The sequence below is a fragment of the Pseudomonas sp. PDM02 genome (assembly GCF_014852285.1).
GTDB lineage: Bacteria > Pseudomonadota > Gammaproteobacteria > Pseudomonadales > Pseudomonadaceae > Aquipseudomonas > Aquipseudomonas migulae.
Genome location: NZ_JACVBL010000021.1, coordinates 1 through 12,986, shown reverse-complemented (window position 1 = coordinate 12,986; position 12,986 = coordinate 1). Strand labels below are relative to the sequence as shown.

Here is a 12,986-nt window from a genome sequence, read left to right as displayed (position 1 = left end):
GCGATGGCGTCATCAGCCTCACAGGAGATGCAATGGAGTCAACGGCTCCCCACGCCATTCAAACGCCACCGGCGCCAACACCTGATCAATCTGCGCTTCGCCCCACAACGCCGCAAAGCTTTTACCTACACCCGGATGCACACGATCCGGCGCAATGAGCGACAACGGCCACAATACGAAGGCATTTTTCAGGATCTCTGCCCGCGGCAGAATCAATCCGTCGAAGTTGCCCACCAGATCACCGAACAACAGCACGTCGATATCCAGCGGCAAACCCTTGCGGTCCGGTGCATAGCGGCCGTTGTCCGCCTCGATGAATTTCAGTCGGCGGTCCAGCTCTATCAGCGGCAAATCGGTGTAAGCCGAGACCACGAAATTGAAGAACGGCCCGCTCTTGATCCCCACCGGCTGGCTTTCAAACACCGCCGAGCATCTTATATCCACCAGAAAACCCGCCAAGGCTTCCAGGCCAGCCTGCAAATGGATTTCGCGCTCGATATTGCTACCGAGCCCGAGGTACACCTGAGTCAGCGACATCCGCGCTCGATCTCCACGCCCACACCACCGGTGGCCGCCGGGACGGCACCTGGCTTGGTCAGTTTGAGACGCATCCAGGTAATGTTGAACTCGCTCATCAGCACTTCAACCAGGCGCTCGGCAAAAGTCTCGACCAACTGGAACTGCGCTTGCTCGGCAAAGGCCTGGATGCGCGACGAAACGCTCGCGTAATCGAGCGCCAGGGTCAGGTCATCACCCGCCGCGGCCGGGCGATTGTCCCAGGCGAAGCTCAGATCAAGACGCAAGCACTGTCGGATGCCTCGCTCCCAGTCGTAGGCACCGATCACGGTGTCGACTTCCAGGCCCTCGATAAACACTCTGTCCAAGCACTTTTCTCCGCTGCACGACAAGGGCGCAATGCGCCGTTAGAATCAGGGCGTCCTCGCCCGGAATAGTTAGCATGTTTTGGTTACTGGCGACTCTCGCCTACCTGCTCGGCTCTCTGTCCTTCGCCATTTTGCTCAGCCGCCTGACCGGTAGCCCCGATCCGCGAATGAGTGGCTCGGGCAATGCCGGTGCCACCAACATGTTGCGTCTGGCCGGCAAGAAACTCGCCATCCTGACCTTGATCGGCGACCTCTGCAAAGGGCTGCTGCCGGTACTGATCGCCGGTGTTGCGGGTCTTTCGCTGCAAGAACAGGCCTGGATCGGCGTTTGTGCCGTCATCGGTCACCTGTTCCCGCTGTATTTTCGCTTTCGCGGTGGCAAAGGTGTCGCCACTGCTGCCGGCATGTTACTGGGGCTTTACCCGCCAGCAGCCCTGCTGGCGGTCTGTGCCTGGCTGCTGACGTTCTACCTGACCCGCACCAGCTCACTCGCCGCGCTGATCGCCACACCGCTGACCCTGCCGCTGCTGGCCTGGCAGGAACCGGCGGCCTTGCTGCCCATGAGCGCGCTCACGGGCATGATCGTCTGGCGTCATCGGGGCAATCTACGCGACCTGTTTGCCGGGCGCGAACGGCATTTTTAAATACCGGACGTGAGCGCCGCTCATCACAGCCCCGACAATTGCTCCATCGGCCAGCGTGCCTGCACGCTGATCGCCAGACTTTCGTGCTGACCGGCCTGCAAGCGCTGGCAGCCGGCAAACGCAATCATTGCGCCGTTGTCGGTGCAGAACTCCGGACGGGCGTAAAACACGTCGCCCTTCATGTCGCCGAGCATTTTTTCCAGTGAAGAGCGCAGCGCCTTGTTGGCGCTGACGCCCCCTGCGATGACCAGACGCTTCATGCCCGCCTGTTTCAGGGCGCGCTTGCACTTGATGGTCAAAGTCTCCACCACGGCCTGCTGGAACGCCAGCGCGATGTCGCAACGGGCTTGCTCGCTGTCGTCCCCGGCGCTGACGCTCTGCTGCCAGGTGTTGAGGGCGAAGGTTTTCAGGCCACTGAAGCTGAAAGCCAGGCCCGGGCGGTCGCACATCGGACGCGGAAAAGTGAAACGTCCTGCAACGCCTTGCTCCGCCAGACGAGCGATTTCCGGACCGCCTGGATAATTCAGCCCCATCATCTTCGCGGTCTTGTCGAAGGCTTCACCGGCAGCATCGTCGAGGGTTTCGCCCAAGAGCGTGTATTGACCGATCCCGTCGACCTGAACCAGCTGCGTATGACCGCCCGACACCAACAAAGCGACGAACGGGAATTCCGGCGGTTGCGACTCCAGCATCGGCGCCAGCAAATGGCCTTCCATGTGGTGCACGCCGAGCGCCGGAATGCCCCAGGCAAAGGCCAGCGCCTGAGCGCAGGAAGCACCGACCAGCAGCGCCCCGACCAGCCCCGGACCCGCGGTGTAGGCGATCGCGTCGATCTCGGTGGGCACGCAGCCCGCCTCGGCCAACACCTGACGAATCAAGGGCAGCATGCGTTTGACGTGGTCACGCGAAGCCAGCTCCGGCACCACGCCACCATAGGCGCGATGCAGGTCGATCTGGCTGAACAGCGCGTCGGCCAGCAAGCCGCGTTCACTGTCATATAATGCGACACCGGTTTCGTCGCAGGAGGTTTCTAATCCCAGTACTAGCATGGGTTTGCGCCTTGTTTAGGCTGAATTCGAAGGCGCGCATAATAGTCGCCATGTGATGCCCCGACTAGCGGTTTTCGATCAGAGGCTTTGCATTCCGAGCGATGAGGGGTTAACATCCGCAACCCTTAAAAACCGACGTCTTCAAGTGCTCTTTTGCCGCGAGGATGTTGACCCCGGTAATGAATGAAGGTAGCTCTGGATGCCAGCCGTCAAAGTAAAAGAGAACGAACCCTTCGACGTAGCTCTGCGTCGTTTCAAGCGCTCCTGCGAAAAAGCCGGTGTACTGGCTGAAGTTCGTAGCCGCGAATTTTACGAGAAGCCAACTTCTGAGCGTAAGCGCAAAGCAGCAGCCGCTGTTAAGCGTCACGCCAAGAAAGTTCAGCGCGAACAGCGCCGCGCCGTTCGTCTGTACTAATACACAGACGTTCGTAGCAAGCTTCTGCCAAGCCCGGCCCTCAGCCGGGCTAATGGCATTTGCGGACAACGCTTGATGCTTCACCGTCAAAGCCGCAGACGCGACCGAGACAAACCTGCTTCACAGCGTCAGACCTGGCTCTTTTGCCAGCGGTGCACGTCTTTTCTGACGAGCCTTCCAAGGCTACTGACGAGCACACCCACTGATTCCTCTCACGACGATCAGCCCAAGGCACCTTCTTGCGTGCCCGCTTATGAGCTATCCGAGGCCATCGACTGGCCGCAGCGGATTCAGCGAAACACTTTCAAATAGTCGAATACTGATTGGTATTAACGTCAGTGGATTTTCGGCAGATACACTTCCCGACAGCGATTACGCAGACGACACTGGTCGAGCCGCACACTTTGCGCGCCTCAAGCAATGACCCGCGTTCGCCGGCCCTTCGTTTTGGGTCCATTTCAGCGCAGATGACGAGACCGCCATGGCCGGGCTAATTCCCCAGAGCTTCATTGACGACCTTCTGAACCGCACCGACATCGTCGATGTGGTCAGCTCGCGGCTGCAACTGAAAAAGGCCGGCAAGAACTACACTGCCTGCTGCCCGTTCCACAAAGAAAAAACCCCTTCTTTCAGCGTCAGCCCCGACAAGCAGTTCTATTACTGCTTCGGTTGCGGTGCTGGCGGTAACGCCCTCGGCTTCATGATGGACCACGACAACCTGGACTTCATCCAGGCGGTCGAAGAACTGGCCAAAGCCGCCGGCATGGAAATCCCCCGCGAAGAAAGCGGCCGGCCGCACAAACCACGGCAGCCGACCGATTCGCCGCTGTACCCGCTGCTCACTGCCGCCGCCGATTTCTATCGCCAGGCACTGAAAAGCCATCCGTCGCGCAAAGCCGCCGTGGATTACTTGAAGGGTCGCGGGTTGACTGGCGAGATCGCCCGGGACTTCGGCCTCGGTTTCGCTCCGCCCGGCTGGGACAATCTGTTCAAGCACTTGAGCAGCGACACGCTGCAACAGAAAGCCATGGTCGATGCCGGCCTGCTGATCGAAAACGCCGAAACCGGCAAACGCTATGACCGCTTCCGCGATCGCGTGATGTTTCCGATCCGCGACAGCCGAGGCCGCATCATCGCTTTCGGTGGTCGGGTGCTAGGTGACGACAAACCGAAATACCTGAACTCACCGGAAACCCCGGTATTCCATAAAGGCCAGGAACTCTACGGCCTTTATGAAGCACGCAAAAACAACCGCAACCTCGACGAAATCATCGTCGTCGAAGGCTACATGGACGTCATCGCCCTCGCCCAGCAAGGCCTGCGCAATGCCGTCGCCACACTCGGCACCGCCACCAGCGAAGAGCACTTGAAGCGTCTGTTTCGCGTCGTGCCCAACGTTTTGTTCTGCTTCGACGGCGACCAGGCTGGCCGCAACGCCGCATGGCGAGCACTGGAAGCCACCCTGCCCTGCCTGCAAGACGGGCGACGGGCGCGCTTTCTGTTTCTGCCCGAGGGCGAAGACCCGGATACGCTGGTCCGCTCCGAAGGCACCGATGCGTTCCGCGCGCGGATCAACCAGCACGCGCAGCCATTGGCAGACTACTTCTTTCAGCAACTGACCGAGGAATCGGACCCGCGCTCGCTCGAAGGCAAGGCCCACATGGCCACCCTCGCGGCGCCGCTGATCGACAAGGTTCCGGGAGCGAACCTGCGGATCCTCATGCGCAAGCGCCTGTCCGAAATCACCGGACTCAGTGGCGAAGCCGTGAGCCAGCTGGTGCAAAGCGCACCTCAGGATGCGCCGCCTGCCTACGACCCGGGCATCGATTACGACGCGATGCCGGATTATGGCGATTACCATCAGCCGCAGGCGCAAGAGATGTACGTGCCGCAGCAGGAATGGACGCCGAAGAAACCCGGCGCCGGCGGCAAGAAATGGGACAAGAAACCGTGGGACAAAAATGGCAAGCGTGGCGGTGATCGCGATCAACAAAGCGCCCCGCGCACACCGATTGCCGTGGAAGCCCCGACCCTGATTGCGCTTCGCACGCTCATTCATCATCCGGAACTGGCTGGCAGGGTAGAAACCGCCGATCACTTCGCCAATGAGAGCAACACCTACGCGCAATTGCTGGTGGCCCTTATCGAGGCCGTGCAAAAAAATCCTAAGCTAAACTCAATTCAGTTAATGGCCCGCTGGCACGGGACGGAGCAGGGACGTCTTCTCAAAGCATTGGCGGAAAAGGAATGGCTGATTGAAGGCGGCAACCTTGAACAACAGTTTTTAGACACCATTACTAGGCTATCAGCCGGTCAACACACCGATAGCCTGGAAGCACTTATCAGAAAAGCAAGACAGCCGGGATTGACCGCAGAGGAAGCAAATCAGATCGCAAATCAGATGCGCGACCTATTAAAACGCAATATGACTGTACCAAACCCGACCTCAACTGGCGCGTGAGGTCATAGCTCAGGTATAATCCTCGGCTTGTTTTTTGCCCGCCAAGACCTTCAGTGGATAGGGTGTTATGTCCGGAAAAGCGCAACAGCAGTCTCGTATCAAAGAGTTGATCACACTTGGTCGTGAGCAGGGCTACCTGACTTACGCGGAGGTCAACGACCACCTGCCGGAGGATATTTCAGATCCGGAACAGGTGGAAGACATCATCCGCATGATCAATGACATGGGGATCAACGTATTCGAGGTTGCGCCAGATAAGGATTCCCTTATGCTGGCCGACGCCGATACCGACGAAGCCGCGGCCGAAGAGGCAGCAGCAGCGTTGGCAGCGGTCGAAACCGACATCGGTCGCACCACCGACCCGGTGCGCATGTACATGCGCGAAATGGGTACGGTAGAGCTCCTGACACGTGAAGGCGAAATCGAAATCGCCAAACGTATTGAAGAAGGCATCCGCGAAGTGATGGGCGCAATTGCGCACTTCCCTGGCACGGTTGACCATATTCTCTCCGAATACACTCGCGTCACCACCGAAGGTGGCCGCCTGTCCGACGTCCTGAGCGGTTATATCGACCCGGACGACGGCATTGCGCCGCCTGCTGCAGAAGTGCCGCCGCCAGTCGATCCGAAAGCCGTGAAAGCGGACGACGATACCGACGACGATGACGCCGAAGCTTCGGATGACGAAGAAGAAGCCGAAAGCGGTCCGGATCCGATCATCGCCGCACAGCGTTTTGGCGCTGTCGCTGATCAGATGGAAATCACCCGCAAGGCCCTGAAAAAGCACGGTCGCAACAACAAGGCAGCTATCGCTGAACTGTTGGCCCTGGCTGAGCTGTTCATGCCGATCAAACTGGTGCCGAAGCAATTCGAAGGCCTGGTCGAGCGTGTTCGCAGTGCCCTGGATCGTCTGCGTCAGCAAGAGCGCGCGATCATGCAATTGTGCGTGCGTGATGCCCGTATGCCGCGTGCCGACTTCCTGCGCCAGTTCCCGGGCAACGAAGTTGACGAAAGCTGGAGCGACGCTCTGGCCAAAGGCAAAAGCAAATATGCTGAAGCCATTGGTCGCCTGCAGCCGGATATCATTCGTTGCCAGCAGAAGCTGACCGCGCTGGAAACCGAAACAGGTTTGACGATCGCCGAGATCAAGGACATCAACCGTCGCATGTCGATCGGTGAGGCCAAGGCCCGCCGCGCGAAGAAAGAGATGGTCGAAGCGAACTTGCGTCTGGTGATCTCCATCGCCAAGAAGTACACCAACCGTGGCCTGCAATTCCTCGATCTGATCCAGGAAGGCAACATCGGTTTGATGAAAGCGGTAGACAAGTTCGAATACCGCCGCGGCTACAAATTCTCGACTTATGCCACCTGGTGGATCCGTCAGGCGATCACTCGCTCGATCGCCGACCAGGCCCGCACCATCCGTATTCCGGTGCACATGATCGAGACGATCAACAAGCTCAACCGTATTTCCCGGCAGATGTTGCAGGAAATGGGTCGCGAACCGACCCCGGAAGAGCTGGGCGAACGCATGGAAATGCCTGAGGACAAAATCCGCAAGGTATTGAAGATCGCTAAAGAGCCGATCTCCATGGAAACCCCGATCGGTGATGACGAAGACTCCCATCTGGGTGACTTCATCGAAGACTCGACCATGCAGTCGCCAATCGATGTTGCTACCGTTGAGAGCCTTAAAGAAGCGACTCGCGAAGTCCTGTCCGGCCTCACTGCCCGTGAAGCCAAGGTTCTGCGCATGCGCTTCGGTATCGACATGAATACCGACCACACGCTTGAAGAGGTTGGTAAGCAGTTCGACGTGACCCGTGAACGGATTCGTCAGATCGAAGCCAAGGCGCTGCGCAAGCTGCGCCACCCGACGAGAAGCGAGCATCTGCGCTCCTTCCTCGACGAGTGATTACAAAACCCCCGGCCCAGGCCGGGGGTTTTGCTTTATGCAGATTAAATCCCCCGCACTTCCCTCCCGCCGAATTGCCCGTCTACACTCGAAACATTCCCCCGAGCCATAACGAGACCGTTATGCCCAGACTGCCGACCGTGCTTTTTTTGCTGTCGCTGATGACCTGGACCGCAACGGCTGGCGCGCTGACTCTGACCGACGAAGAACGTAGCTGGTTGACGGCCCACCCTGACTTACGCTTGGGTGTCGATGCGTCATGGCCACCCTTTGAGTTTCGTGATGATCAGGGCCGCTATCAGGGCCTTGCGGCGGATTACATCGACCTGATTCGCCAACGCTTGGCCATTAAGCTCACTCCCATCGAGCCTGTGAGCTGGACGGCTGTGCTTGAGCAGGCCAGACAAGCGAAACTGGACCTGTTGCCGGGCATCATGTCGACCCCGGAGCGTCAGAAATACCTGGCGTTTACGCGCCCCTACCTCGACTTTCCGATCGTCATTCTTGCCCACGTCGGAGGCGCTCAACCGCACAAGCTTGAAGAGTTGTACGGTCTGAAAATCGCCGTGGTGGAAAACTACGCGCCTCATGAACTGCTGCGCACTCATCACCCCGACCTGAACCTTGTGGGCATGCCCAACGTCAGTTCGGCCTTGCAGGCACTGGCGACCGATGAAGTGGACGCGGTGGTCGGCGATCTCGCTTCCAGCGTCTGGAGCCTGCGCCAACTCAAGCTCGATGGGCTCTATGTCAGCGGCGAGACGCCCTATCGATATCAACTGGCCATGGGCGTGCCTCAGAACAAGAAGATTCTGGTCGGCATCCTCGACAAAGTCCTGGCAGACATGACACCGGCAGAAATCAGCGCCATCCAGGAACATTGGGTCGGTAACGTCCTCGATCATCGAACCTTCTGGTCCGATCTGATCGTTTACGGCCTGCCGGGGTTGCTGTTGCTGATCACCGTGCTGGCGGTGGTCATCCGGATCAATCGTCGACTGAGTTCGGAAATCTCCCGCCGCGTCGACCTGGAACAGGAACTGCGCAGCAGCGAATACCATTATCGCGGGCTGGTGGAGAGCCTTTCGGCCATTGCCTGGGAAGCGCGGATCACCGATTTCACCTACAGCTATGTGTCACCCCACGCCGAAGAATTGCTTGGTTATCCCCTGTCCCATTGGCTGATTCCGGGGTTCTGGCGCAACATCATCCACCCCGCCGACCTGACTAGCGCCCAGACCTTCTGCGATCACGAAGTCTTGGCCGGGCGCGATCACAGCCTCGATTACCGGGTCATCACCGCTGACGGCCGTTGCCTGTGGGTGCGCGACATCGTCAGCCTGATCGAGCACGGTCATGAGCCGGTGATGCGCGGGCTGATGATCGACATCAGCGAAACCAAGCGCACCGAAGAGGCGTTGCGCCTGTCGGAGCAGAAGTTTGCCTCGGTATTCCAGCAATGCCCGGACATTCTGGTCATTGCGCGGTTGTCGGATGGCTGCCTGCTGGAGGTCAACGAAGCGTTCGAGGAGCAGATTGGTCTCAAAGCCGAGGAAGTCATCGGTCAGACCGCCACCGACCTGAACATCTGGGGCATACCCGGCGTTGGGCCAGGTCTGTTGCAACGCTTGCAGGCCGGCAGTATCCGTAACCTGGAGATGCCCTTTCGCCGCAGCAATGGCCAAGTGTTTACCGGCCTGATCTCCGCCGAACCTTTCGATCTCGATACGACCCCGGCGTTGGTGGTGGTTGTGCGCGATATCAGCAAGCTCAAGGAAACCCAGCAACAGCTGCAAACGTCCGAAGAAAAATTCGCCAAAGCCTTCCACGCGTCCCCCGACGGTTTGCTGCTGTCCCGGCAGAGCGATGGCTTGCTGCTGGAGGTCAACGAAGGCTTCAGCCGCATTACCGGCTTCAACAGTGCGATGTCGGTGGATCGTTCGGCGCTTGAGCTGGGGATCTGGGTCAATCTCAACGAACGCAAACAGATGCTCGACCTGCTGCACCGGGACGGTTTCGTCCGTGACTTCAGTTGCCATATCCGCCGAAGCGACGGGCAGATCCGCCTCTGCGAGGTGTCCAGCCGGCCGCTGCCGATCGGCGATGAAGACTGCATGCTGACCATCGCCCGGGACATCACCGAGCGACATCTGATGCAGGAAAAACTGCAACAAGCCGCGACGGTGTTCGAGAGCACCGCCGAGGGGGTTTTGATCACCGACACGCAGCAACACATCAGCGCGGTCAATCGCGCGTTTACCGAGATTACCGGCTACAGCGAAAGTGAAGCACTGGGCCACACCCCGCGCCTGCTTGCCTCGGGCCTGCACGACAGCGCTTTCTACGCCGCCATGTGGCATCAACTGACCGCCGAAGGCCATTGGCAGGGCGAGATTTCCAACCGGCGCAAAAACGGCGAGTTGTACCCGAGCTGGCTGACCATCAGCGCCGTGCGCAACCGCGACAAGTTCATCACCCACTTTGTGGCCGTGTTCGCGGACATTTCCAGCCTGAAGCACGCACAAGCCAAACTCGATTATCAGGCGCACCACGACCCGCTCACCGGCCTGCCCAACCGTACGCTGTTCGAGAGCCGATTGCTGACCGCACTCAACAACCAGCAGGAAAACGGCGGCCAGGGCGCGGTGTTGTTCCTCGATCTGGACCGCTTCAAACACATCAACGACAGCCTCGGCCACCCGGTCGGCGACCTGCTGCTCAAGGGCATCGCCGTGCGTCTGAAGGAGCAGTTGCGCGATATCGACACCGTGGCGCGGCTGGGCGGCGACGAGTTCATCATCCTGCTGCCAGGCCTGCAGCAATCCACCGACGCCGACAATATCGCAACCAAGTTGCTCAACTGCTTCAGCGCGCCATTCCAGGCGGGCGAGCATGAGTTCTTCATCAGCGCCAGCATCGGCACCAGCCTGTATCCCAAGGACGGCTGTGACGTCGCCACGCTGGTCAAAAACGCCGACGCGGCGATGTATCGCTCCAAGGCCAAGGGCCGCAACCGGGTCGAAAGCTATACCCGCGACCTGACCGCCCAGGCCAGCGAGCGCGTCGCACTGGAGCACGAGCTGCGCCGTGCCATCGAGCGCAATGAGCTGTCCCTGTGTTACCAGCCCAAAATCAGCCTGGAGGACCATCGCCTTGTCGGCGCCGAAGCGCTGATCCGCTGGCATCACCCGACCTTCGGCGCCGTGCCGCCAGAGCACTTCATTCCGCTGGCCGAAGAGAACGGGATGATCCTGCAAATCGGCGACTGGGTGCTCGAGACCGCATGTCGGCAGATGTACGAATGGAATCAGACCTATGAATGCCTCGGCCCGCTGTCGGTCAACCTCGCAGGCGCACAACTGCGTCAACCCAACCTGCTCGGCCGGATCGAACAACTGCTCAAGGACAACGGTCTTCAGCCCGGCTTATTGCAACTGGAAATTACCGAGAACTTCATCATGAGCCAGGCCGAGGAAGCGCTGGCGGTGCTGCATCAACTCAAACACCTGGGCGTGCAGCTGGCCATCGACGATTTTGGCACGGGCTATTCCTCCCTGAGCTACCTCAAACGCCTGCCGCTGGATATTCTCAAGATTGACCAGTCTTTCGTCCGCGGCCTGCCGGATGATCCCCACGATGCGGCAATCGTTCGCGCCATCATCGCGCTGGGCCGCAGCATGCAATTCACCGTGATAGCCGAAGGCGTCGAGACACTGGCGCAGCAACTATTTCTCGCCGAAGAAGGCTGCGAACAGATTCAGGGCTACATCGTCAGCTTGCCATTGCGGGCGGACGAATTCGCCGCGACGTTTCTTCGTATAGCCGTATCGGATTTTTCGGATAGCACAGCCGAGAAACCGTCGCTATAATCCGCGGCCTACTGAGGGCCTATAGCTCAGTTGGTTAGAGCAGAGGACTCATAATCCTTTGGTCCACGGTTCAAGTCCGTGTGGGCCCACCATACTCAAAGCCGCGCATTGCGCGGCTTTCGTGTTTCTGGATGGACCACCGCAGATACAGTCCTATGGTCCAAGGGTACAAATTAGGTACAGTGCTGGTTCGCCAGCCGCCTAGGAGCACCCTCTCATGGCAACTCTCGTAAAGACCCCTTCCGGCACCTGGAAGGCACTCATTCGCAAAACTGGCTGGCCCACCGTCGCCAAAACCTTTCGCACCAAGCGTGATGCGGAAGACTGGTCGCGGCGTACCGAAGACGAAATGGTCAGAGGTGTGTACATCCAGCGCAGCGGCTCCGAGCGCATGACGCTGGAAGCAGCCCTGAAGCGATACCTGAGTGACATTACCCCTACCAAAAAGCCAACAACCCAACGTGGCGAGATCAACAAAGCCAAGAAGCTCATCGAGCACTTAGGCAAGTATTCCCTCGCAGCCCTCTCCGCTGAAATCATCGCTGGCTACCGCGACAAGCGCCTGAGCGAGCCGGGACGCGATGGAAACATCAGCAACAATACCGTTCGCCTCGAATTGGCCTTGTTGAGCCACCTGTATACGGTGGCCATTCAGGAATGGGGGTTAGGACTTACGTTCAATCCGTTGCTGAACATTCGCAAGCCAAGCCCCGGTGAAGGTAGAGACCGCCGCCTTTCACCAGACGAAGAACGGAGCTTGCTCGCGGCTGTAAACGCGCACAGCAATCCGATGCTGGGATGGATCGTTCGCATTGCTCTTGAGACAGGTATGCGCTCGTCCGAGATCTCTTCCTTGCGTCGCCCTCAAGTCGATCTGGCAAAGCGTGTCATACGCCTCTCAGACACGAAGAACGATGCTTCCCGCACCGTCCCCCTGAGCAAACGCGCAACAGAAGCGTTCCAAGCCGCGATGAACAACCCGGTGCGCCCAATCGACTGCAATTTGGTGTTTTTTGGCGAACCAGGGAAGGACGGGAAACGCCGGCCGTATGCTTTCACCAAGATTTGGGGTCAGTTGAAGAACAAGCTTGCCCTGCCTGACTTTAGATTTCATGACCTGCGCCATGAGGCAGTCAGCCGACTTGTAGAGGGAGGCCTTAGCGATCAGCAGGTAGCAGCCATCAGCGGACACAAATCGATGCAAATGCTCCGCCGCTACACTCATTTGCGTGCTGAAGACTTGGTCAATGAGCTAGATGTTCTGGCACGGAATCGAGACGAAAAACAGAAGGAATCGAAGCCAGAGCCTTCGATACAGCTTGACGGCTAATCCCCATGGCTTTGGCGATTTCGCTTTGGTTGTAGCCAGAAGCTCGCAGCATGAGCATTTGCTTTTTGTTGTCCGTCAAACGCGTGTCCGCCATCAGTCGCGCCTGGTCTCGCAGCTCTGCCTCATCTGCCGGCTGTAAAGCCTGACGAGAAACATGCGTATGGATGAACAAGTCAGCCATGACATTGCCCGACTGAGCGGAAGCTCTACTCAACCTAGCGCTCTGCTGAGTCAAGCGCGACAGCTCAATCTCAAACTGCTCCTGGGACCGCTTTGCGCGACGATATGAGGAGTGTAGTGGTCTAATGAAACCGGACACCCATTTAGGCGAGAATGCTCGCCAGATCGAGGTGTCAGATGACCAAACAACGCCGCTCCTTTACTCCTGAATTCAAGCGCGAGGCTGCCGACCTTGTGCT

10 protein-coding genes and 1 tRNA gene are annotated in these 12,986 nt (G+C 58.8%); 7 read left to right on the top strand and 4 right to left on the bottom strand.

Features of this window, described 5'->3' with window-relative positions; genetic code table 11:
* Positions 1–18 precede the first annotated feature (18 nt).
* Together folK and folB are read right to left on the bottom strand one after the other, a co-directional pair.
* Positions 19–537, bottom strand: coding sequence for a 2-amino-4-hydroxy-6-hydroxymethyldihydropteridine diphosphokinase (folK, locus tag IB245_RS27525; RefSeq protein WP_192229275.1), 519 nt, complete (start codon positions 535–537; stop codon positions 19–21).
* Positions 528–884, bottom strand: coding sequence for a dihydroneopterin aldolase (gene folB, locus IB245_RS27520; RefSeq protein ID WP_008027044.1), 357 nt, complete (start codon positions 882–884; stop codon positions 528–530). The genes folK and folB overlap by 10 nt, the downstream gene beginning before the upstream one ends.
* 74 nt (positions 885–958) lie before the next feature.
* Between folB and plsY the strand changes: the two genes are divergently transcribed.
* Complete coding sequence (gene plsY, locus IB245_RS27515) at positions 959–1,528, top strand: glycerol-3-phosphate 1-O-acyltransferase PlsY (RefSeq protein ID WP_008035949.1); 570 nt, start codon at positions 959–961, stop codon at positions 1,526–1,528.
* 23 nt (positions 1,529–1,551) lie between these two features.
* On the opposite strand, the gene tsaD is transcribed toward plsY, so the two are convergent.
* Positions 1,552–2,577, bottom strand: coding sequence for a tRNA (adenosine(37)-N6)-threonylcarbamoyltransferase complex transferase subunit TsaD (gene tsaD, locus IB245_RS27510; RefSeq protein WP_008027039.1), 1,026 nt, complete (start codon positions 2,575–2,577; stop codon positions 1,552–1,554).
* Between the two features lie 199 nt (positions 2,578–2,776).
* On the opposite strand from tsaD, the gene rpsU reads away from it, so the two are divergent.
* From rpsU to IB245_RS27480, 6 genes are all read left to right on the top strand, one after another.
* Positions 2,777–2,992: a 30S ribosomal protein S21 gene (gene rpsU, locus IB245_RS27505; RefSeq protein WP_002551877.1), complete on the top strand. Its 216-nt coding sequence runs from the start codon at positions 2,777–2,779 to the stop codon at positions 2,990–2,992.
* A 481-nt stretch (positions 2,993–3,473) separates the two neighbouring features.
* The gene (gene dnaG, locus IB245_RS27500) at positions 3,474–5,453 is read left to right on the top strand and encodes a DNA primase (RefSeq protein WP_192229274.1); all 1,980 of its coding nucleotides are present in this window, start codon (positions 3,474–3,476) and stop codon (positions 5,451–5,453) included.
* A gap of 67 nt (positions 5,454–5,520) precedes the next feature.
* Positions 5,521–7,368, top strand: a complete 1,848-nt coding sequence (gene rpoD, locus IB245_RS27495; RefSeq protein ID WP_008027035.1) for an RNA polymerase sigma factor RpoD — start codon at positions 5,521–5,523, stop codon at positions 7,366–7,368.
* A gap of 122 nt (positions 7,369–7,490) precedes the next feature.
* Complete coding sequence (locus tag IB245_RS27490; protein WP_192229273.1) at positions 7,491–11,237, top strand: bifunctional diguanylate cyclase/phosphodiesterase; 3,747 nt, start codon at positions 7,491–7,493, stop codon at positions 11,235–11,237.
* 15 nt (positions 11,238–11,252) lie between these two features.
* Positions 11,253–11,329: transfer RNA gene (locus IB245_RS27485), tRNA-Ile, on the top strand.
* A 125-nt stretch (positions 11,330–11,454) separates the two neighbouring features.
* On the top strand, positions 11,455–12,567 hold the full coding sequence (locus IB245_RS27480; RefSeq protein ID WP_192229272.1) for a site-specific integrase: 1,113 nt from the start codon (positions 11,455–11,457) through the stop codon (positions 12,565–12,567).
* Here IB245_RS27480 and IB245_RS29495 read toward each other — a convergent pair.
* Complete coding sequence (locus IB245_RS29495) at positions 12,482–12,661, bottom strand: helix-turn-helix domain-containing protein (protein WP_412548049.1); 180 nt, start codon at positions 12,659–12,661, stop codon at positions 12,482–12,484. The two genes, IB245_RS27480 and IB245_RS29495, sit on opposite strands and share 86 nt — an antisense overlap.
* Positions 12,662–12,986 lie beyond the last annotated feature (325 nt).